This window comes from Nitrosococcus watsonii C-113, from assembly GCF_000143085.1.
Lineage (GTDB): Bacteria > Pseudomonadota > Gammaproteobacteria > Nitrosococcales > Nitrosococcaceae > Nitrosococcus > Nitrosococcus watsonii.
In genome coordinates, this window is record NC_014315.1 from 693,243 (window position 1) to 714,225 (window position 20,983).

At 49.1% G+C, this 20,983-nt stretch carries 19 protein-coding genes; 11 read left to right on the forward strand and 8 right to left on the reverse strand.

Translation table 11 applies throughout. The features are described from left to right. Nucleotides 1–5 precede the first annotated feature (5 nt). The 7 genes from NWAT_RS03285 (at nt 6) to era (ending at nt 6,811) form a co-directional block, all read left to right on the forward strand. On the forward strand, nt 6–431 hold the full coding sequence (locus NWAT_RS03285) for a SoxR reducing system RseC family protein (RefSeq protein WP_232420194.1): 426 nt from the start codon (nt 6–8) through the stop codon (nt 429–431). 160 nt (nt 432–591) lie between these two features. Beyond that, nucleotides 592–2,007 carry a DegQ family serine endoprotease gene (locus NWAT_RS03290; protein ID WP_013219733.1) on the forward strand — a complete coding sequence of 472 codons (1,416 nt, stop codon included), beginning with the start codon at nt 592–594 and terminating at the stop codon, nt 2,005–2,007. A gap of 101 nt (nt 2,008–2,108) precedes the next feature. Beyond that, complete coding sequence (gene lepA, locus NWAT_RS03295; protein ID WP_013219734.1) at nt 2,109–3,905, forward strand: translation elongation factor 4; 1,797 nt, start codon at nt 2,109–2,111, stop codon at nt 3,903–3,905. Nucleotides 3,906–3,988: 83 nt separating this feature from the next. Then, nucleotides 3,989–4,801: a signal peptidase I gene (gene lepB, locus NWAT_RS03300; protein WP_013219735.1), complete on the forward strand. Its 813-nt coding sequence runs from the start codon at nt 3,989–3,991 to the stop codon at nt 4,799–4,801. Between the two features lie 21 nt (nt 4,802–4,822). Next, entirely contained in the window at nt 4,823–5,197 is a 375-nt protein-coding gene (locus NWAT_RS03305) for a DUF4845 domain-containing protein (protein ID WP_013219736.1), read from the forward strand. Further along, nucleotides 5,194–5,895 carry a ribonuclease III gene (rnc, locus tag NWAT_RS03310; protein ID WP_013219737.1) on the forward strand — a complete coding sequence of 234 codons (702 nt, stop codon included), beginning with the start codon at nt 5,194–5,196 and terminating at the stop codon, nt 5,893–5,895. The genes NWAT_RS03305 and rnc overlap by 4 nt, the downstream gene beginning before the upstream one ends. Next, a complete protein-coding gene (gene era / locus NWAT_RS03315; protein ID WP_013219738.1) occupies nt 5,888–6,811 on the forward strand; it encodes a GTPase Era in 924 nt (307 codons plus the stop codon). Before rnc ends, era begins: the two co-directional genes overlap by 8 nt. A gap of 43 nt (nt 6,812–6,854) precedes the next feature. Here era and NWAT_RS03320 read toward each other — a convergent pair whose 3' ends face one another. Then, nucleotides 6,855–7,679: an HDOD domain-containing protein gene (locus tag NWAT_RS03320; protein ID WP_013219739.1), complete on the reverse strand. Its 825-nt coding sequence runs from the start codon at nt 7,677–7,679 to the stop codon at nt 6,855–6,857. 249 nt (nt 7,680–7,928) lie between these two features. Here NWAT_RS03320 and alaC point away from each other — a divergent pair, with 249 nt between their 5' ends. From alaC to thrC, 3 genes are all read left to right on the forward strand, one after another. After that, nucleotides 7,929–9,110: an alanine transaminase gene (alaC, locus tag NWAT_RS03325; RefSeq protein WP_013219740.1), complete on the forward strand. Its 1,182-nt coding sequence runs from the start codon at nt 7,929–7,931 to the stop codon at nt 9,108–9,110. 32 nt (nt 9,111–9,142) lie between these two features. Further along, entirely contained in the window at nt 9,143–10,453 is a 1,311-nt protein-coding gene (locus tag NWAT_RS03330) for a homoserine dehydrogenase (protein WP_013219741.1), read from the forward strand. 74 nt (nt 10,454–10,527) lie between these two features. Next, nucleotides 10,528–11,619 (forward strand): threonine synthase, encoded by a 1,092-nt coding sequence (thrC, locus tag NWAT_RS03335; protein WP_013219742.1) that lies wholly within the window; start codon nt 10,528–10,530, stop codon nt 11,617–11,619. A 20-nt stretch (nt 11,620–11,639) separates the two neighbouring features. On the opposite strand, the gene NWAT_RS03340 is transcribed toward thrC, so the two are convergent. From NWAT_RS03340 to NWAT_RS03365, 6 genes are all read right to left on the reverse strand, one after another. Beyond that, nucleotides 11,640–13,322, reverse strand: coding sequence for an ATP-binding protein (locus NWAT_RS03340; protein WP_013219743.1), 1,683 nt, complete (start codon nt 13,320–13,322; stop codon nt 11,640–11,642). Further along, nucleotides 13,322–13,768 (reverse strand): response regulator, encoded by a 447-nt coding sequence (locus NWAT_RS03345; RefSeq protein ID WP_013219744.1) that lies wholly within the window; start codon nt 13,766–13,768, stop codon nt 13,322–13,324. Before NWAT_RS03345 ends, NWAT_RS03340 begins: the two co-directional genes overlap by 1 nt. A gap of 2 nt (nt 13,769–13,770) precedes the next feature. Beyond that, the gene (locus NWAT_RS03350) at nt 13,771–15,270 is read right to left on the reverse strand and encodes a sensor histidine kinase (RefSeq protein WP_013219745.1); all 1,500 of its coding nucleotides are present in this window, start codon (nt 15,268–15,270) and stop codon (nt 13,771–13,773) included. Nucleotides 15,271–15,421: 151 nt separating this feature from the next. Beyond that, the gene (locus tag NWAT_RS03355) at nt 15,422–16,303 is read right to left on the reverse strand and encodes a carbon-nitrogen hydrolase (RefSeq protein WP_013219746.1); all 882 of its coding nucleotides are present in this window, start codon (nt 16,301–16,303) and stop codon (nt 15,422–15,424) included. A 53-nt stretch (nt 16,304–16,356) separates the two neighbouring features. Further along, nucleotides 16,357–17,430 (reverse strand): agmatine deiminase family protein, encoded by a 1,074-nt coding sequence (locus NWAT_RS03360; protein WP_013219747.1) that lies wholly within the window; start codon nt 17,428–17,430, stop codon nt 16,357–16,359. 3 nt (nt 17,431–17,433) lie between these two features. Continuing rightward, complete coding sequence (locus tag NWAT_RS03365) at nt 17,434–18,912, reverse strand: SLC13 family permease (protein WP_013219748.1); 1,479 nt, start codon at nt 18,910–18,912, stop codon at nt 17,434–17,436. A gap of 251 nt (nt 18,913–19,163) precedes the next feature. Here NWAT_RS03365 and NWAT_RS03370 point away from each other — a divergent pair, with 251 nt between their 5' ends. Further along, nucleotides 19,164–19,790, forward strand: a complete 627-nt coding sequence (locus NWAT_RS03370; RefSeq protein WP_013219749.1) for a response regulator transcription factor — start codon at nt 19,164–19,166, stop codon at nt 19,788–19,790. 6 nt (nt 19,791–19,796) lie between these two features. On the opposite strand, the gene hemW is transcribed toward NWAT_RS03370, so the two are convergent. After that, nucleotides 19,797–20,954 carry a radical SAM family heme chaperone HemW gene (gene hemW / locus NWAT_RS03375; protein WP_013219750.1) on the reverse strand — a complete coding sequence of 386 codons (1,158 nt, stop codon included), beginning with the start codon at nt 20,952–20,954 and terminating at the stop codon, nt 19,797–19,799. Between the last annotated feature and the right edge of the window lie 29 nt (nt 20,955–20,983).

Below are 20,983 nucleotides of genomic sequence, written 5' to 3' on the forward strand. Positions count from 1 at the left end.
CGCAAGTGATCATAAAAAGCGGAACCTATGCCTGGGTAGAAGCGGAACGCCGTACTAGCTGTCATAGCTGTACCTTGAGTCGAGGATGTGGCACGGGATCTATTGCCAAGTATCTGATGATGAAACCCATAATAGTAAAGGCTTCTAATCCGGTAAGGGCAGAGGTAGGGGATAGGGTGATTGTAGGCCTTCCCGAGAAAGCCTTTCTTCAAGGTTCTTTCGTGCTCTACATGGTACCCTTGTTAGCAATGTTTTTGGGTGCGGGGCTAGGTGGAACTTTGGCACCACATTTACATTTTGGGGGCAATGAAAGTTTAGGGATACTGTTGGGACTTGGGGGATTGGCAGGAGGGTTGTTCGGGGTGAGGCATATGCGAGTGGCACCTAGCTTTGAACCTAAAATCTTGTGTACCGTATATAAACAAAGGTAGCATAAAAATCAGATCCTAGGGATAGGATGGGGTAGTAAAAAGTTAGATTAAGCTCAATCCGCAAGGTTCTTTAACTTTTGGCTAAGTTTCAGCCCCCCATCATTTTTTCTTCGTCTAATCATGCCCTTTATACTTAATGCGGCAAATACTGGGAGCTAGCATGAAGCGTTTTTTGAAAAAACAATGGGCCTTCTTGGCGATATTGCTACTGATTGCCGTGACTGGGCAGGCAGCAGGGTTGCCTGATTTTACTGAATTGGTGAAAAATAATAGTCCTGCAGTGGTTAATATCAGCACTACCCAGAAAATCACTCAGAGCGGCTCCCGCTTACCACACGGATTACATCAATTACCAGAGGGCGGTCCCTTTGAGGATTTTTTTCGCCGCTTTTTTGATGAGGAAGATGGGGAACCTCGGAGCTTTGAAACTCATTCTTTAGGATCAGGATTTGTTATTTCATCGGATGGATACATTATCACCAACAATCACGTCATCCGCGATGCAGATGAGGTGATTGTGCGCTTTAGCGACCGAAGAGAGCTGGAAGCCGAGGTTGTGGGGAGCGATGAGCGTAGTGATCTTGCCCTTCTAAAGGTAGAGGCGAAGAATCTACCTACTCTGAAACAAAGCAGTGCCAGTCAGCTTAAGGTTGGCGAATGGGTGCTTGCCATAGGGTCGCCCTTTGGTTTCGAGCATTCGGCCACAGCGGGTATTGTTAGTGCGTTGGGAAGGAGTTTGCCGGAAGAGAGCTATGTTCCGTTTATCCAAACCGATGTGGCTATTAACCCAGGAAACTCAGGCGGCCCTCTCTTTAACTTAACGGGGGAGGTGGTCGGTATCAACTCTCAGATCTACAGCCGTACAGGTGGTTTCATGGGTCTTTCTTTTGCCATACCCATTGATGTGGCCATGGAGGTCGTGGAGCAGCTCAAGGAAAAAGGACAAGTAGCCCGGGGATGGCTTGGGGTTGTGATTCAGGATGTTACCCGTGAGTTGGCACAATCATTTGGGCTTGGTAAACCTCAGGGGGCTCTGGTGGCTAGGGTCTTAGCGGATAGCCCAGCCGCTAAGGGAGGGATCCAAGTGGGCGATATCATCCTGGATTTTAATGGAAAACCAGTGCCCCGATCAGCGGCTTTACCGCCGCTGGTGGGGCGGGCCGAGATCGGTGAGATGGTTGGCGTCCAAATTTTACGTGCCGGTGATGAAAAAACACTTAAAATTAAAATTGGCGAGCTGCCAGAAAAAGAAGCACCGCAGAAAACAAGAAAGAAACCGGAGCATTTATTTGAGAAGCGACTTGCGCTTGAGGTAGCTGATTTGAGTAAAAAGGAGCGCGCGCAGCTTGATGTGGTCTCTGGTGTACGAGTGACGAAGGTGGAAGAAGGGCCTGCCTTCGAAGCGGGGATTCAGCATGGAGATATTATCCTTAGTCTTAATCATACAGAGATAAAGGATATTACCGAGTTCAAGGAGCTTGCTAAAAAATTGCCTGTGGGTAAGCCGGTACCGCTCTTATTACAACGAGGGCAGACGGCCTCTTTTATCACTATTACCCTTCCCGAGGGGAGCTGAGTAGCTCCTCTGCTGTTTGGATAATGTAAGCAGCTTTTCGGGAAAGGGTTCTCGGTTGGTATTCTATTTTATAGCCAGCGGGCCTATCTATTAGCCACAGCATGAAGAATATTCGAAATTTTTCTATTATTGCCCATATTGATCATGGCAAGTCGACAATCGCTGACCGTTTCATCCAGATATGCGGTGGCCTGAGCAAACGTGAGATGGCTCAGCAAGTGTTGGATTCTATGGACCTTGAGCGTGAGCGGGGTATTACTATCAAAGCCCAGAGCGTTTCCTTGAACTACCGCGGGCGGAATGGAGAAGTTTATCACCTCAATCTTATTGATACACCGGGGCATGTGGATTTTTCCTATGAAGTGTCTCGTTCGCTGGCTGCCTGCGAGGGGGCCTTGCTGGTAGTGGATGCTTCTCAAGGGGTTGAGGCCCAGAGTGTTGCCAATTGCTATACAGCGATTGAGCAGGGCTTAGAGGTGGTACCCGTTCTTAATAAAATCGATCTCCCTTCGGCAGAGCCAGAGCGGGTATGTCAAGAAATTGAAGAAATTATTGGATTGGATACCAGTGATGCTCTGCAGGTAAGCGCCAAAACGGGACAGGGGATCGAAGAGCTTCTAGCAGCTTTAGTTGCTCGTGTTCCTCCGCCCCAGGGCGATCCAGCATCGCCTTTGCGAGCGCTTATTATCGATTCCTGGTTTGATAATTATTTGGGAGTCATTTCTCTGGTGCGGGTGGTAGATGGCTGCCTTAAACCTAAAGATAAAATTAAGATTATGTCTACCGGTCAGCACTATCGGGTAGAAAAGGTAGGGTTATTTACGCCTAAACGCAGGGAGGTGGAACAGCTCCCCGCAGGTAGTGTAGGTTATGTGATTGCAGGGATCAAAGATGTGGATGGGGCACCGGTGGGGGATACGATGACTCATGCTGAGCGGCTTGCCACTAAAGCATTGCCAGGATTTAAGGACGTGAAGCCTCAAGTTTTTGCGGGTCTATTTCCTGTCGATTCAGATGATTATGAGGATCTTCGAGAGGCGCTTGCTAAACTTCGTCTTAATGATGCTGCTTTATTTTATGAACCAGAGACATCCCAAGCTTTAGGGTTTGGTTTCCGTTGCGGCTTCCTAGGTATGCTTCATATGGAGATTATACAAGAGCGGTTGGAGCGGGAATATAGCCTAAATTTGATCACCACGGCACCTACCGTAGTATACCAAGTATTGACTTCTAAGGGTGAGGTTTTACGCATAGATAATCCCTCAATTTTGCCTGAGCCGGGACAGGTTGCCGAGGTTCGCGAACCTATTATCCAAGCGGATATTCTGGTGCCTCAGCAGCATGTGGGGGCAGTCATTGGCTTGTGTGAAGAGAAGCGCGGGACGCAAAAACAGCTCCAATATTTGGGGAATCAGGTTTTATTGAATTATGAATTGCCACTTAGTGAAGTGGTGTTGGATTTCTTTGAACGCCTCAAGTCAGTGAGTCGTGGTTACGCTTCCCTAGATTACCATTTTTCACGCTTCCAGGTTGCGGATTTGGTTAAATTGGATTTGTTGATCAATGGCGAGCGGGTAGATGCGCTCTCACTGATTGTCCATCGGAATCAGGCGCACCATCGGGGGCGGGAATTAGCTGAGAAGATGAGAGAGCTGATCCCCCGACAGTTATTTGATGTAGCCATTCAGGCGGCAATTGGGGCCCATATTGTGGCACGCACTACCGTTAAAGCTTTGCGTAAAAACGTGACAGCGAAATGTTATGGTGGCGATATTACCCGTAAACGCAAGCTATTAGAAAAGCAAAAAGCAGGTAAAAAGCGCATGAAACAAGTGGGATCGGTAGAAATCCCTCAGGCTGCGTTTCTAGCTGTGCTGAAAGTGGGCAAAAAACCTTGAATATATACCCTAAAGACAAGGTCAAGTTTCGTTGTAAAGGTTCTCTGAACCGTAATTCCGTTAATTTAAGGTAAGTGTTTCCGATGAATGTGGATTTTCCTACAATAATGCTGGTTGCCGCCGTAATCACAGGCACGATTTGGGGGTTGGATGCTTGGCTGTGGGCGCCAGCCCGGCGTGAAGCAGCAACTAGGAAAGGAGGAGCTGGCCAGGCTGGCTTAAAAGAGGCCGGTAAGGAGCCGGTGCTGGTGGAATATGCGCGTTCCTTTTTCCCTATCATTGTCATTGTTTTAGTGCTGCGCTCATTTTTGGTAGAGCCTTTCCGCATTCCCTCGGGATCTATGATTCCAACCCTTCGAGTAGGAGATTTTATCCTAGTTAATAAATTTATTTATGGAATCCGCTTACCCGTTATTAATAAGAAGATTATTGATATGGGGGAGCCTCAGCGGGGCGATGTTGTTGTTTTTCGCTACCCAAAGGATCCTAGCGTTGATTATATTAAGCGGGTAATTGGGCTGCCCGGGGATCGCATCGGTTACTTTAATAAAACCGTTTATATTAATGGTGAACTCATGCCGCAGGAGAGCGTCGGGCCTTACTACCAGGAGGATTCTTCTTATAATCACTCCGCGGTTCTTAGGATCGAACATTTGGGGAATAAGGAGCACCAAATTGTAGTGGAACCTGGAATAAGCCTGGTGGAAGGTGAGTATATTATTCCTGAAGGGCACTATTTTATGATGGGAGATAATCGGGATCGCAGTAATGATAGCCGTTTTTGGGGGGTCGTGCCTGAAGAAAATCTGGTAGGTAAGGCCTTTATGGTTTGGATGAGCTGGCAGTGGGATCAGGGTGGAGTTGTTTGGAACCGTATCGGAGAGTCCATTCAATAATAAATTAAAGGGGCGGGAGGGATGCATTATAGAAAACGACAGGGGGGCATGAGCTTTTTAGGATGGATTTTGGTGCTCGCTTTATTGGCTTTGGTTGGCCTAGGAATGGTGCGGCTTTTCCCCTCCTATATGGAATATTTTAGCGTGAAAACATCGTTAGAATCTCTAGCTAACCAGCCTGATTTGCATGCAATGGGTAAAAGCAATATCCGTAATGCCTTACTGCGGCGTCTGGATATCAATGATGTTACTCATGTTTCCAAGGACAATATTGAAATTACTAAAACCCGCCGTACGTTAACGATAGCTGTCGATTATGAAGTACGTACCCCTTTTCTGGGTAATATTGACCTGATTGCCCATTTTAATCCTCTCATCGAGGTTCCTTCGCCTTGACCGACGATCTGGGTCGGCTATGCCAAAAACTAGGCTACCAGTTTGCGGAACCAGCCCTATTACGCCATGCGATAACTCACCGTAGCGCTGCTAAGGAAAATAATGAGCGCCTGGAATTCCTAGGGGATTCTATTCTGAATTTTCTCATCGCTGACTTCCTTTATAGTGGTTTTCCTAAGGCCCAGGAGGGGAAATTAAGCCGACTTCGGGCTACTTTAGTTAAAGGGGAAACTTTGGCGGAATTAGCCCGGGAGCTTGAAATTGGAGACCATTTGATTCTTGGTTTAGGTGAATTAAAAAGCGGTGGTTATCGTCGTACCTCCATACTTGCAGACGCCTTTGAGGCAGTGATAGGCGCTGTTTACCTAGATGGGGGGTTAGAGGCTTGCCGTCAATTGGTGAGCTCTCTTTATCGGGATCGCCTAGAGACACTCACCGATGAGGTTCTCCTTAATCTTAAGGATCCTAAGACCCGTCTCCAAGAGTATCTGCAGGCCCGGCAGTTTCCCCTGCCCGATTATCGGGTAAGTGCTGTGAACGGGGAAGCCCATGATCAAGTTTTCCAGGTTGAATGCACTCTCAATAATACCTTTCCTTCAGTTATAGGTATTGGCCGCAGTCGCCGTAAGGCTGAACAGGATGCAGCAACTCGGGCTTTGGCACTGTTGCTAGCGGAAAATGAGGATATGAATGCCTGAGATGTTAACCCAAGAGGGTACGCAAGAAAGCATTCGTTGTGGTTATATTGCTATTATTGGCCGCCCTAATGTGGGCAAATCCAGCTTGCTCAATCGTATCCTAGATCAAAAAATCAGTATCACTTCACGCCGCCCTCAGACCACCCGTCACCGGATTTTAGGGATCAAGACTTTACCTGGCATCCAGGCAATTTATGTGGACACGCCTGGTTTTCAGGACAAAGAGCGTCGGCTCATGAATCGTTACCTAAATCGGGCTATAGACTCTACCCTCGAGGAAGTTGATCTGATCCTATTTGTCATCGAAGCGTTCCAGTTCTCTAAGGATGACGAATGGATCTTGCAGCGATTACGTAGGTGTGCAGCTCCTATTGTCCTTGTTCTTAATAAAGTGGACCGGATTATCGACAAAAAATCCTTACTGCCAGTGATAGCCACGCTCTCTAAAAAAATAGAATTTGCTGCCATTATTCCTGTATCGGCCTGGAAAGGGGATAATGTAGCGGTGCTGGAGAGTAAAGTTGCTGAATTGCTGCCGGCGGGACCGATGGCTTATCCTGAGGATCAGGTCACGGATCGTAGTGAACGTTTCCTAGCTGCGGAACTTATCCGTGAGAAACTAACCCGTTATTTAGGGCAAGAATTACCCTATGCGCTTACAGTATTTGTGGAATCCCTTGAGGAAGAAAAAAACCTTTATCGGATTGCCGCGACGATTTACGTCGAGCGCCCGGGGCAGAAAGCTATTGTGGTTGGGAAGAAGGGGAAAGGGCTCAAACGAGTTGGTTACGAGGCTCGTCTTGATATGGAACGGATGTTTGGAAGCAAAGTTTATTTGGAGTTATGGGTTAAGGTTCGTGAAGGGTGGTCGGATAACGAACGTCTGCTGCGTCATTTGGGCTATGCGGATGCCTAGCAACTCTAAAAAGTGTTTTTTAATTTCCAACAGGGAGTACTTCTTAGGTAGCAAGCATTGTTCTAATTTCATGGACCTCAGTTTCGTCTCCTTCTAGATCAATCACGCTAATATCCGTGTTGAAGCCTAGTTTGGCAAATGCGGGTATAGTGTGCCAGTCTTTATAAGATTCGATGGTACCAAGTTTATTTTGCAGCTTCGCTACAATAACTACATCCACTAGGTCCGGTTCTGGTTTTGGATTTCGCCGCAGATCGTTATGCTCGGCGGTAACGGCTATAAGCTCTGGTGGAAAGCGCCAGCTTTCTAGGATGGATTTACCAAGAGGGCTAGAAAGTTGCGCCATAATTTCATCTAATGCCGCTTCGTTCTCTAGCAATTCTGGCATATCTTCAGCACGCAGGAGAATAGGGAGTAGGCCGACTTGATGAATAAGTCCTGCAAGCAATGCTTCGTCAGGTTTAAACTTATGTCTCTGGCCGGCGAGTACATAGGCGATCGCAGCTATTTGGGTACTTTGTTCCCAAAGCTTGCGCATGCGCCAATCCAAGGATTCGGAAGTTGCTTGGAATATTTGCTCCATCACCAGGCTGGTAACGAGATTACGCACCAAAGCGGTGCCTAGGCGAGCCAAGGCTGTTTGGACGTTGTTAATGGGATGGCGGCCGCGATAGAGAGGACTGTTAGCGATTTTAATCAGACGCACGGAGAGAGCGGTATCGGTGACAATAATTTTTGCCACATCGGCTGCCGACGTGTTCGGATCATCGACGACTTCTCGAACCTTGAGTGCAACCTCAGGCAAGGTAGGTAACACCAATCGATTATTGGTCAAATCTTCAAGGATTTCGGTGCAGAACTGCTCCATTTGTACCACCTTGTTTTCCTCCGAGCGCTGATAGCGGATTAGTTACTTTTTACCTAACGGCAATAATAAGAATTAGTTTAAGCTTTCGAAACAGCAATGCTCCAATGCTTACGCTAATGTGTTAGTGACGGATTGCAAAAATACTTGACACTCTTTTTTACCATTCGGTATTTTCAGTTGCTTGTTTTTCATCTATTTGTTCCGGGCGATATTTACAAAACCAGGCCACTTGGCTAGTAGGTAACTCATTTGATTAAGGAATTTCCACGTATTCAACGTCTCCCCCCTTATGTCTTTAATATTGTCAATGAGCTAAAGGCGAAGGCTCGAGCGCGGGGGGAAGATATTATTGATTTTGGGATGGGTAATCCCGATCAGCCCACGCCAAAGCATATTGTGGATAAATTAGTGGAGGCTGCACAGCGCCCGGATACCCATCGTTATTCCGTCTCGCGAGGAATTCCGCGGTTGCGTCGAGCTATCTGCCAATGGTATCGGGAACGCTATAATCTAGCGTTAGATCCTGAAAGCGAAGCCATTGTGACGATTGGCTCTAAGGAGGGGCTAGCACACCTGGCACTCGCTACCTTAGGACCAGGCGATGCCGTATTAGTACCTAATCCAGCCTATCCTATCCATCCTTATGGCGTTGTGATTGCTGGGGCCGATATACGCCATGTCCCGTTGGTATCAGGCGTGGATTTCTTCGCTGAGTTAGAAAAAGCCATCAAGGATACTTGGCCTCGCCCTAAAATGCTGGTGCTCAATTTTCCTGCTAATCCTACTGGCCAGTGTGTTGATCTTTCTTTCTTTGAACAGGTCATTGGGATTGCTCGCGAGCATAAGATTTGGGTGGTGCATGATCTTGCGTATGCCGAGATCGTGTTTGATGATTACGTCGCACCCTCAATTTTGCAAGTGCCTGGAGCCAAGGATATTGCCGTAGAGTTTTATTCTTTGTCCAAAACTTATAGCATGCCAGGTTGGCGGGTGGGATTTATGTGCGGTAATCCGGCGCTAATTGCTGCCCTTACCCGGATGAAATCCTATTTAGACTATGGCATGTTTACGCCTATTCAAGTGGCGGCCATCACCGCCTTGGAAAGCTCTCAGGATTGTGTAAAAGTGATTCGCGAAGCTTACCGAAGACGCCGTGACGTTTTGTGCCAGGGCCTTGCGGCTACGGGCTGGCAGGTAGAATTGCCTAAGGCTACTATGTTTGTTTGGGCACCTATTCCAGAACCGTTTCGCCATTTGGGGTCTTTAGAATTTTCTAAAAAGCTGCTGAACGAGGCTAAAGTAGCGGTGTCGCCCGGGATCGGTTTTGGTACCTATGGTGACGATTATGTTCGTTTCAGTTTAATTGAGAATGAACACCGTACCCGCCAAGCTATCCGTGGGATACGGCAAATGTTCAGGCAGGCCCAGTAAGTATTTTATCATGTTAATTAAGGAGAAGCCTGTTGGAGCCGGTTAAGGTAGGTTTGCTTGGTTTGGGTACGGTGGGTGGCGGTACAGTCAATGTTCTCTCGGGTAATGCCGAGGAAATTACCCGTCGCGCCGGGCGTGGTATTCAGGTCTACTGTGCTGCGACCCGCGACTCCCGTAAGGCCCGCAGTTGCAATACGGAAGGTATCTGGTTAACGACCAATCCCCATGAAGTCGTGGTTGATCCCCAGATCGAGATCGTCGTTGAACTCATAGGGGGAACTGATTTAGCCCGTACCTTAGTGCTGAAGGCGATCGCCCAGGGTAAGCATGTGGTGACAGCTAACAAAGCGCTGATTGCTCTTTATGGCAACGAGATTTTTGAGGCGGCTCAAAAAGCGGGCGTAATGGTTGCTTTTGAGGCGGCAGTAGGAGGAGGTATTCCCATTATCAAGGCTCTGCGCGAAGGTCTTGCGGGTAATCATATCGAATGGTTAGCCGGGATTATCAATGGCACGAGTAACTTTATCCTCACCGAGATGCGGGATAAAGGGTGTGATTTTGCTGAAGCGCTAGTGGATGCCCAGCACCGAGGCTACGCCGAGGCAAATCCTACTTTTGACGTGGAAGGCATTGATGCTGCCCATAAACTGACGATTTTAGCTTCTATTGCTTTCGGTATTCCATTACAGTTTGAGCAAGTCTATACAGAGGGAATTGGTGCCATTACCCGTGAGGATATTGATTACGCGGAACAATTGGGCTACCGGATCAAACATTTGGGTATTGCGCGTCGCTTGGTAGAAGGGGTTGAACTGAGAGTACACCCCACGCTCATTCCCTACCGCCGCTTGATCGCCAATGTAGAAGGAGTCATGAATGCGATCCTGGTAAAGGGAGATGCGGTCGGCTCGACTCTTTACTATGGCCCCGGTGCAGGCGCTGATCCCACAGCCTCCGCGGTGGTTGCTGATCTGGTGGATGTGGTTCGGGCATTAACTTCTGACCCGGAAAACCGGGTACCGCATCTTGCTTTTCAGCCCGATGCCTTGGTAGAGCTCCCCATTCTTTCGATGGAAGAGGTGAAAACCGCCTATTATCTGCGGATGCGGGCGCTGGATCAACCGGGCGTATTAGCCGAGGTCACGCGGGTATTTGGGGAGCAAAACATCAGTATTGAGGCCATCATTCAGAAGGAACCCGTGGCCGAGGAGAACCATGTTCCCATCATTATGTTGACCCAGCCAGTATTGGAACGGAATATGAACGAAGCTATTCGTCGTATTGAAGACCTAGCCCCCATTAAGGGGCCGGTGACTCGGATTCGCCTAGAAACGTTAGGTTAAGGAGTGTTCTCAAAAAATTTATTCCTTAATCGTAGCTTATCGTTCCCCTATCAATTAAGTCAGGATTTTTTATTATGCCATTTCGATCTCGTTATACGGGCCTTATTGATAAATATCGGGACCGTTTACCGGTCCATGACGATACCCGGGTAATAAGCCTAGGAGAGGGAAATACGCCCCTTATTAGGCTGAATAATATTCCGCGAATGTTGGGCCAGGAGGTTGATATTTATATTAAGTATGAAGGACTCAACCCGACGGGTTCTTTTAAAGACCGTGGAATGACCATGGCTGTTACGAAGGCTGTCGAGGAGGGCAGCCGCGCTATTATTTGCGCTTCCACGGGTAATACCTCAGCCTCGGCGGCCGCCTATGCGGCCCGAGCGGGAATTATCGCCTTTGTTCTTATCCCGGAGGGTAAAATTGCCCATGGCAAGCTTGCTCAGGCCATGATGCATGGAGCGATCGTGATCCAAATCAAGGGTAACTTTGATAAGGGGATGCAATTAGTCAAGGAAGTGGCGGGTAAGGCGCCCGTGACTATTGTGAATTCTATTAATCCTTACCGGATTCAGGGGCAAAAAACGGCGGCTTTCGAGATCATTGAAGAATTGGAATGCGCTCCTGATTTTCACTGTTTGCCAGTGGGCAACGCGGGCAATATTACCGCCCATTGGCTAGGTTATAGTGAATATCACGCCCATGGAATTGTCAATACCCGGCCCCGCATGTGCGGCTATCAGGCCAGCGGGGCAGCGCCCTTTCTTGAGGGTAAAATGGTGGACCAACCGGAAACGGTTGCGACCGCTATCCGTATTGGCCATCCTCAAAGCTGGGATAAAGCATGGAAAGCACAGGAAGAATCCCAGGGTTGGTTTAGCGCCTGTACGGATGAAGAGATCTTGGCGGCTCAAAAATTGCTTGCGGAAAGGGAAGGCGTATTTTGCGAACCTGCTTCAGCCGCTGGATTAGCTGGAGCGATGCGGGATATCGAAGCAGGTAAAATACCCAGTGATAGTAAAATCGTTTGCACCCTCACTGGCCATGGTTTAAAAGATCCGGATACCGCCATCGCTCAGAGCAAAGCGCCCCTAGTAGCGGTTGAAGCGCGCCTAGAGTCGGTTCAGAAGGCTATTTTAGATAATTTGAAAGGGGCTGACACCTAAGTATCTTTAATATAGAGATATCATGAGGTAACAGGAAGAGTAAAGTGAAAAGTAGCGCCGCCGCCAGGTGTCGTAGAGACCCATAAATCCCCACGGTGAGTTTTGATGATTGAATGGCTAATGGCCAGTCCTAAGCCCATTCCAGCTTTTTTTGTGGAAAAGCGCCGTTTGAAAATTTTATCCTGGTATAGGGAGTCTACACCTGGGCCCATGTCTTGAACCTGGACTTCAACGGTATGATTTTGGGTTGAAGCCGTCTTAATAGTAAGCGATTTTTCACCTGCCCCTGCAAGTGCTTCCACTGCATTGCGAACGAGATTAAATACAACTTGCTGAATCTGGATTTTATTAATGTAAAGCGGGGGTAGCCGGGGGCTAAGCTCGAAATTAACCACGATATCACCGTCAACTGCTTCCCCTAAAGCTAATTGGCTAGCATCGTAAACGGTGGTGTTGAGGTTTTCATAGCCACGGACCGTCTCTCCAGTCTGGGCGGATTCCCGAAGGTGGTGAATAATTGAAGCGGCCCGCTCCGCTTCACCGACACCCTTATCCATGAGCTCCAAAATAGTTTGGAGGGTCGGTTCTTTTGCTGACATAATTATTTGCTGGCAAGCTCGGAGGTAATTAATAATGGCGGTAATAGGCTGGTTGACTTCATGGGCAAGCACAGCGCCGAATTCATCAAGTGTGCTGAATTGGTTGGCTTGAAGTAAATCGTTTTGCAGCCTGCGCATTCGTGCTGCTGTCCTCTTGCCCTCAAGGGTGACTGCCAAGGTGTTTGCCACCGACTGTAGAAAGCTAATATCGTTGTTGTTCGGCAGCCAGGGTTGCTCCGAGCAGGCCAACAAAATACCTAGGCAATCCTCCCGGCTAGAGAGAGGGAGGCCAATGCCACTAATATATCCATACCGTTCAAATAGAAGCGACGATCCTCCGAACCGCTTATCGGTGCGTAAATCTTCGACAAAAACTACTTCGTCCGAGGCCAAAACATGGCGGATCAGGGGATCTTGATCAGCAACAGCAATGGTTTGGCCAACTAGAGAACTCCATCTGCCCGTGCCAGCCCGCAGCAGCAAGGTTTTATGATCGGGAAGCAACTCTAGAACCTTGGCCCCTTTGATGATCTTGAGGGTACGGGCGGTTAGGCTGACGGCTTCTCTCATCAGCGCCTTTACTTCCCTTCCGGAGAGTATCTGGTGGCTGATATGGGATAGCGTCATGAGCTGCTTGGCCTGGGTTCTCAGTTCTTTCTCGGCCCGTTTGCGTTCGGACATTTCATGCCATTGCCGTAGGGCGCGTTCAACCACATGGGATATGTCGTTGAAAGCGGCTTCGGATTTTACAACATAGTCCAGTGCTCCCGCTTTCATGGCTTTTACCGCTATTTTCTCATCCCCGTGACTGGTCATCGCGATGATAGGAAAAGAGGGAGTGCCGGTTTCTGCTGTCAGAAGCTCAATGCCGCTGCCATCCGGTAAGTGGATATCGATAATGGCAAGATCGGGGACAGCCGTGCGGAGGTGCTCACGAGCTTCCTGGAGGCTGCCTGCAATTGTTACATGAAAGGGCTGCCTGCTTGGGTGTTTCTGTAGCACCCGTTGGATAAGTACCGCGTGGCTCTCCTCGTCTTCGACTAGCAGAAGGTGAATGGGATTTAGAGAGGAAGATTTTTCTTTTGGACTGCTCAAGTCGCGCACTATTCAGACCAGGGATAATGATTCCAAGCTAACCAATAGAATCCCAAATCTTCCATCATCCGATTGAAGCCTTCAAAATCAACAGGTTTGACTAGATAACTATTAATATGTTTGCTATAAGCCTTGGCCACATCCTGTTCCGCCTTAGAAGTGGTCAGTACCACAACGGGAATATTTTTAATCTCGGGAGAAGAGCGGATAATTTCTAGTATTTCCAGACCATCGATGCGGGGCAGGCGCAGGTCTAGCAGGATAACATGGGGGCGGGGGCTCGCTCTTGGATCGCTATAGATATCTTGCCGAAACAGGTATTGGAGGGCTTCTTCTCCATGGATGACGTGATGGATACAATTTGCGACGCGATGCGCTTGGAAGCTGCGCATCACAAGCTCTGCATGATCCGGATTATCTTCAACCAGCAGGATATTTAAAATTTCTCCTTTCATATTTAATCTGGGGCTCTTGGAAGAGAAAAATAAAATGTGCTTCCCTGGCCAATCGCGCCTGCTGATTGAACCCAGACATGGCCTTCATGGATTTCAATAATGCGCTTAACAATAGTTAGCCCAATACCTGTTCCTTCTACGTTTTGATGAAGGCTGTCAAATAAATTAAAGATTTTCTCATGATAGCGGGGGTCGATCCCCATGCCATTGTCCCGCACATAGCATAGCAATTTCCCTTCTTCTTCGTAGGCATTGATTTCAATCCACGGGGCTTTCTGATCGCCCATGAACTTGACGGCATTTTCAATGAGATTCTGCATAACTTCCAGGAGCCGCCTGCGATCGCCAAACAGATGAGGCAAAGTTGGGGCAACCTTGATTTGAACGCCCCGCTTGGTAATAGCACTCTGAACTAATTCAGTAGCTTCACGGGTGAGATCGCTTAGGGAAAATTTTTCGGGCCTATTAGGCAAACGTCCAATACGGGAAAGTTCCAACAAGTCATCAAGTAATAGTTGCATTTTAGCCGCTGCTGCCTGAATACGCCCAATGTCTTCTAGTATTTGTTCTTGGTTATGCTGGGTAAAACTTTGCTTCAGCATTCCTGCAAAGCCGTGAATAGTGATTAAGGGACTACGAAGATCATGGGAGACCGTGTAAATAAAGCGTTCCAGTTCGGCGTTTTTCTCCTCTAATTCCTTGAAGTGGTGGCGTTCGGTAATGTCGCGGACTATCCCCGTAAACAAGCGGCGCTCTCCCAAGCGCATCTCGGAAATGGAGATGTCAATGGGAAAAGTGGAGCCATTTTTTCGCATTCCAGTAGTTTCGCGGCTGGCGCCTATAAATTCTCCTTGACCCGTTTGGAGGTATCTCTCGATGTATCCGGTATCCTGTTCCCGATGGGGAGAGGGCATGAGAATAAGGATATTTTGGCCAATCGCTTCTGCCGCCTCGTACCCGAATAGCCGCTCTGCCCCTGGATTGAATGTTTCAATGAGGCCGTTTTCATCAATGATGATGATGCCATCGGTAGCTGTATTCAAGATAGCTTGTAAGCGGGCCTTACTTTCCCAGGCCAGTGCCTCGTATTGGGACGGGGTTTCTTCAGCCGGTCTCTGCGGGGTAGTATCCCGAACGATAGAAAGTACATAGAGGCCCGTTGAGGTTTCCAAGGGAATAAGACTAATTTCTAGTGGAAATTCAGTGCCATTTTTATGTAGCCCCAGGGGCTTTAAGGCATCGTTTAACTCTTGATGGGTGCCGTGAAGGTGGGGAGAGGCAATATAGTCAGCGTGATATGTTTTATGCTGTTGTCGAAAACGCTTGGGGATAAGATCCTCAATAGTAAGCCCGAGCAGCTCTTTGCCAGTATAGCCAAAGCATTTCTCCAGCGCAGTATTGGAAAAAACGATCTGGCCTTGGTGATCCGAAATCAGTAAAGCGTTAGAGGCAGATTCCAATAGGTGTTTAAAGCTTTCTACTCTCAATAACCGGCTTAACATAGTTCGGTGAGATAATGACTTATAAGGCTGTTTGCGAAATTTACCACGCTTATGACAATTATAGTAGCGGGATTTATTGAGCAAAGCAGTCTAGTCTCGATTATGAAAGGAAAAAGCGTTATCGAGACTAGGTTGTAGAATCTATAATTTGTTAGTCAAGATAACGTTTGGTGAGGGGTCCATAGGCGTCAATCCGGCGATCTCGCAGGTAGGGCCAGATTCGGCGTAGGGTTTCGGTGCGTTGGAAGTCGATTTCTGCCACTAATACTGCCGCCTCATCCCTTGGCCCCACGGCGAGCAACTCGCCTTGAGGTCCGGCGATAAAACTGCTGCCCCAGAACTGGATGCCTGGCGTCTGTTGGCTGGGGTCAGGCTCCAGGCCAATTCGGTTGCTGGCGAGAAGAGGCAAGCTATTAGCAATGGCATGGCCCCGTTGTATCGTGATCCAGGCTTCCTGCTGGCGGGATTTTTCTGCTTCATCATCGTGCGAGTCCCAGCCAATAGCACTGGGGTAAAGCAGTAATTCCGCCCCAGCTAAGGCCATTAGCCGGGCCGCCTCGGGATACCATTGATCCCAGCAGACTAAGACCCCAAGGCGTCCGACGGACGTATCAATGGGGGTAAAGCCTAGATCGCCGGGGGTAAAATAAAATTTTTCGTAAAAGCCGGGATCGTCAGGAATATGCATCTTGCGGTAACGCCCCGCCATGCGGCCATCGGCCTCCAAAATCACCGCTGTGTTGTGGTAGATTCCCGGTGCCCGGTGCTCGAACAAGGAAATCACAATGACTACCTCAAGCTCCGCTGCTAGGGTTCCAAAAACTTCTGTTGAGGGGCCAGGAATAGGCTCCGCTAGGTCAAAATACTGAGTATTCTCAATCTGGCAAAAGTAAGGACCGGTATGCAATTCTGGCAAGAGAACCAGCTTTGCACCTTGTGCCGCCGCTTCTCGAATCCCTAGGATGCTATGATCGATATTTGCTTGACGCTGCTGGCTACAAACTTGTTGGACAATAGCGACTTTCACTGGCATCTATCCGATAGCGATAAAGAACTAGATTTCGAGAGAGCATCTAGGGTCCTGGGTTATAAGCTACCCGCAGGTAGCTGCATGGTAATGCAGTGGAGGCTACCATATTGCTGAATAAGCGGAAGACAGTCAATGCCAACCACTTGCCGATCCGGGAAACAGCCCTGGAGAATAGAAAGCGCTTGGGTATCGGCGGGGTCTCGGTAGGTTGGCGCCAATATCGCTCCATTAATAATAAGAAAATTGGCATAGCTTGCCGGCAGCCGCTGACCTTCGGCGCTAAATTTAGGATCTGGCCAGGGTAAAGGTACTAACCGGTAGGGGATGCCTTGAATAGTTTGTAGTGCCCGCAATTCTTCCGCCATGGTTTGAAGTTCTTGGTAATGCTCGTCCTTGGGATCGTCACAGGCCACATGGCATATTGTTTGGGGGTTGCAAAAACGGGCCAAGGTATCAATATGGCCATCGGTGTCATCCCCCCTGAGTTGGCCATGGCGCAGCCATAGTATTCGTTTAACCCCTAGCCACTGCTTAAGTTGCGTTTCCATGGTTGCTTGGCCAAGGCCGCGGTTTCGGGTCCCGGATAACAAACAGCGTGTAGTGGTAAGCAGGCTGCCCGCGCCATCAACTTCGAGGCTGCCTCCTTCAAGGGTGAGCGGTAACCGTTTTAAGGGAACAGTACCAAAAACACCCTGCCCATGTAGCCGTACGGTCACCTCATTATCTAGACTAGCCTCATATTTACCGCCCCAGCCATTGAATACAAAATCGAGCAGTTGGAGTTGCCTTTCTGGGCCCAGGCAACCTAGGGGGCCATAGTCCCGGACCCAGGTATCATTGAATGGGACCACATGCAGCGATAGGGAAGCCGGATTTATGTTGTGCCGTGCTAACTGATTTTTTACCTGGGCTAAGTGATTCGGGCAGTGGCAAACAACAAGCAATTTTTCCCGGTGGGCGATCTCTCGGGCAATGTGTAGGTACACCGTTTCGACTTCCTTAAGCCAAGGTCCCCAATCGCTTTCCGCGGTAGGCCAGGCAAGCATAACCCCGCTTTGGGGCGCCCATTCCGGAAGTAAGGTATATCCTTTTTCCGCTAATAGGGGAGGGTGTTTGCTAGCTGCTGCCATGGTCTAGGGTAAAGGGGAGGGAAAGAGAACGGGTACCCACCAATAACTAACCCCGGTAATAATTATCATACTCGCTAAGTTAAGATAAAACCCTGCCCGCGCCATTTGGGGGATGCTCACCAGGTCGGTACTAAAGACAATGGCATTGGGGGGAGTGGCGACGGGCATCATAAAGGCGCAGCTAACCGCCAGGGTAACGGGGATTAAAAGCTGTAGTGGCGGCTGGCCCAGGCTTAAGGCAACGGAACCAAGGATAGGGAGGAATATGGAAGTTGTGGCTGTATTGCTGGTCAGTTCCGTGAGGAATATTACGACTGCCACGATACCCAGTAGTATTAGCCAGGCGGGTAGGCCAGAGAGCAGGGTAAAATTCTCCCCAAGCCAGCTAGCAAGACCTGTATGGTTGATGCCAGCAGCTAGACTCAGTCCTCCTCCGAATAGCAACAATGTCCCCCAGGGCAATTGTTCCGCCGTGGCCCAATCCATGAGAAAACACCCCCGCCGCCAATCGAGGGGAATAAGAAACAGGAGCATGGCGCCAAAAAGAGCAATTCCCGGATCATTGAGCGTCACGCTGGGTACGAGGGTTTCCATGAGGGGGCGCAGCAACCAAAGTATAGCAACTAAAGCAAAAACCATGCTGACTCTTCGTTCAGCCCGGGATACAGGACCCAGTTGCTGCAGCGCTTGGCGCATCGGAGCTCGTTGATCGCTGTGTTCCCTGTGAAAACTAGAAAAGGCCACTCGGGTAAGGATAAGCCAGGCAAAGGCGAGAAGGATCAGCAGAAAGGGTGCGGCGAGCAGCATCCATTCCGCAAATCCTAATTCAAAGCCGTAGGTTTCCAAGACAAAGCCTGCTAATAACGCGTTAGGTGCTGTGCCTACCAGCGTTCCCAAGCCTCCTATGCTGGCGCTGTAGGCAATGCCCAGCAGTAGGGCTACCGCAAAGGGAGAGGGGGGGAGGGAAGCGGCTGTTTTTGCTACCCGAAGTCCTTCGATCACGGAGCAGGCGATGGGTAGCATGAGCATGGTGGTGGCGGTATTGCTAAGCCAGAGGCTGAGAAAAGCGCTGACTGCCATGAAGCCGCCCAGGGTAGCTGCGGGTGAGATCCCTATATGGCTGAGGATGAAATACGCAAGTCGTTGGTGTAGGCCGCAGCGCTGTATCGCCAAGGCAATCATGAATCCCCCCATAAACAAAAAGATCAATGGATTGGCATAGGGGAGGGCTGTTTCCTGGATATCGGCGATGCCGAGCAGAGGAAAAAGAACCAGAGGAAGGAGGGCGGTAATGGGAATAGGTATGGCTTCTGTTATCCACCAGATAGCCATTAGCAAAGTGATGGCGGCGGTGTGCCAAGCGGCGGTATCTAAGCCAATGGGCGGTGATAGCGTTAGGAGAAAAATCATCCCTAAGGGGCCAAGGAACAATCCAAGGTATTGGCGGCGATGGAGAGGAGAGGTAGAGGCGGTTTCAGGCATTCAATCAAGACAATCAGGTTAGACTTATTTTTATTTTAACTAGCGCCTATCAATGGGCGCTAGTCTTGACTAAGTGTATCTTTTTGGTTGAATATTGTCTTTCTAATTCAAAAAACCAATATCTGCCTTACCATGGGTTTTTGTGGGCCTTGCTGCGGTAGAGGTAATAATGAGCAGATTATCGTCGAATTGAGCTGCTTGCTTGCCCGTTTACCCATATCCATGCCCCACCGTTAAGCAGGTAAGTTCTTATGGAGAAAGCAATTCCTCAAGCCACTGTCTTTATTGTTGATGATGATGAGGCAGTGCGGGATTCTCTGTGCTGGGTTATTAAATCGGCAGAATTTAAGGTCAAAGCTTATGCTTCGGCAGAGGAGTTTTTGGAGCAATGGGAATCCAGCCAGCCAGGCTGCCTGGTGCTTGATGTCCAGATGCCTGAGATGAGCGGATTACAGTTGCAAAAATTACTTGCAAAAAAGGACAATCTACTGCCTATTATTTTTGTTTCTGCCCATGGGCGTGTACCAGATGCGGTGAGCGCGCTGCGGGAAGGAGCCGTCGATTTCCTGACGAAACCGTTTGATCATCAGACCCTGATGGAGCGAATCCAAAATAGCCTCGAGCTGGATCGAAGAAGGCGTGAAAGGAGGCAAGAGCAAGAGGAGATTGCTCAACGGATGGCCCAGCTGACTGCTCGCGAGCGCCAGGTAATGGAGCTTATTGGGATGGGAAAAGCGAATAAAGTAGTGGCCATAGAGCTAGGCATTAGCACTAAAACCGTTGAGATTCATCGTGCCCGGGTGATGGAGAAATTAGAGGTTAGAAACCTAGCGGCTCTGATCCATTTAATCCGTTTTTGGCGGAATGGAGACGACTAAGCCACCTTATGGTAAAAACAGTTGTAATAGCTCGTTAAGCAACGAGAAGCCTTTTTCCGTCGGGCGGATATGCCGGAAATCCCACTCGATCAGTTCCAACGCCTCTGCTTGATATAATGTTTTTTCTACCACGCTAAGGGGCAGCCCCGCCCGTTCTTGGAATAAGCGGCTGGGAAATCCTTCCTTTAGGCGCAGGGCGTTAAGCATAAATTCGAAGGCTGCCTCTTGGGGAGAAGGATTCGTCTCTCCTCCTATGCCTTCCGGAGTGCCTGCTTTAGCTAGGTAGCTTGTAGGATGTTTTATTTTCCATAGACGGGTAATGCGGTTTTCCATGGCATCGGAAATTTTTCCATGGGCGCCAGCGCCGATCCCAAGATAATCCCCAAATCGCCAATAATTCAAGTTATGCTGGCATTGCTGATCGCTTTTGGCGAAAGCAGACACCTCATAGCGGTGATATCCCGCCTGGGCTAAGTGGGCCTGGCAATCTGTTTGCCAGGTATTAATTGCTTCTTCATGGGGCAGGGATGGAGGATAGCGATAAAAGTAGGTATGAGGCTCAAGGGTAAGCTGATAATAGGAAATATGGTGGGGGGCGAGACTAACGGCCATGGCTACATCAGCAAGGGCCTGGGTTTCAGTTTGCCCAGGAAGGCCGAACATAAGATCCAAGTTAATATTATCAAACCCGGCGGTATGGGCCGCTGCTACCGCTTGACAGGATTCCTGGGAAGAGTGGATTCGTCCCAGGTGCTTAAGCGCTTTATCGTTAAAACTTTGGACACCCAGGGAGAGGCGGTTGATGCCGATATGATGGAACTCGGTGAAACGCCCCTGTTCTACAGTTCCAGGGTTGGCTTCCAAGGTAATCTCTATTTGGGGGGACCAGGGGAGGCGGGCGCGTACAGCGGAGAGTAGCCGATCAAGGCTTTCCGCAGAAAAAAGGCTAGGCGTTCCGCCGCCCATAAAGATACTGTGGATGCGACGGCCCCAGACTCTAGGCAAATCCTGTTCCAGATCCCGAACCAGAGCGTCGATATAGGCGGTTTCCGGCAGCTCTTTTGGCAAGGCATGGGAATTGAAATCGCAGTAGGGACACTTGCGGACACACCAGGGAAAATGGATATATAGCGCAAGCGGGGGTAAAGCATGGAATTGAAACATGGTTAGGGGGTTTGCTTAGGCAGTGGTGA

Excerpts from the sequence above, each read along its gene's own strand:
- NWAT_RS03290 (WP_013219733.1), top strand. The coding sequence starts at position 592 with ATGAAGCGTTTTTTGAAAAAACAATGGGCCTTCTTGGCGATATTGCTA.
- lepA (WP_013219734.1), top strand. The coding sequence starts at position 2,109 with ATGAAGAATATTCGAAATTTTTCTATTATTGCCCATATTGATCATGGC.
- lepB (WP_013219735.1), top strand. The coding sequence starts at position 3,989 with ATGAATGTGGATTTTCCTACAATAATGCTGGTTGCCGCCGTAATCACA.
- NWAT_RS03305 (WP_013219736.1), top strand. The coding sequence starts at position 4,823 with ATGCATTATAGAAAACGACAGGGGGGCATGAGCTTTTTAGGATGGATT.
- era (WP_013219738.1), top strand. The coding sequence starts at position 5,888 with ATGCCTGAGATGTTAACCCAAGAGGGTACGCAAGAAAGCATTCGTTGT.
- NWAT_RS03320 (WP_013219739.1), bottom strand. The coding sequence starts at position 7,679 with ATGGAGCAGTTCTGCACCGAAATCCTTGAAGATTTGACCAATAATCGA.
- thrC (WP_013219742.1), top strand. The coding sequence starts at position 10,528 with ATGCCATTTCGATCTCGTTATACGGGCCTTATTGATAAATATCGGGAC.
- NWAT_RS03345 (WP_013219744.1), bottom strand. The coding sequence starts at position 13,768 with ATGAAAGGAGAAATTTTAAATATCCTGCTGGTTGAAGATAATCCGGAT.
- NWAT_RS03350 (WP_013219745.1), bottom strand. The coding sequence starts at position 15,270 with ATGTTAAGCCGGTTATTGAGAGTAGAAAGCTTTAAACACCTATTGGAA.
- NWAT_RS03355 (WP_013219746.1), bottom strand. The coding sequence starts at position 16,303 with ATGCCAGTGAAAGTCGCTATTGTCCAACAAGTTTGTAGCCAGCAGCGT.
- NWAT_RS03360 (WP_013219747.1), bottom strand. The coding sequence starts at position 17,430 with ATGGCAGCAGCTAGCAAACACCCTCCCCTATTAGCGGAAAAAGGATAT.
- NWAT_RS03365 (WP_013219748.1), bottom strand. The coding sequence starts at position 18,912 with ATGCCTGAAACCGCCTCTACCTCTCCTCTCCATCGCCGCCAATACCTT.
- NWAT_RS03370 (WP_013219749.1), top strand. The coding sequence starts at position 19,164 with ATGGAGAAAGCAATTCCTCAAGCCACTGTCTTTATTGTTGATGATGAT.
- hemW (WP_013219750.1), bottom strand. The coding sequence starts at position 20,954 with ATGTTTCAATTCCATGCTTTACCCCCGCTTGCGCTATATATCCATTTT.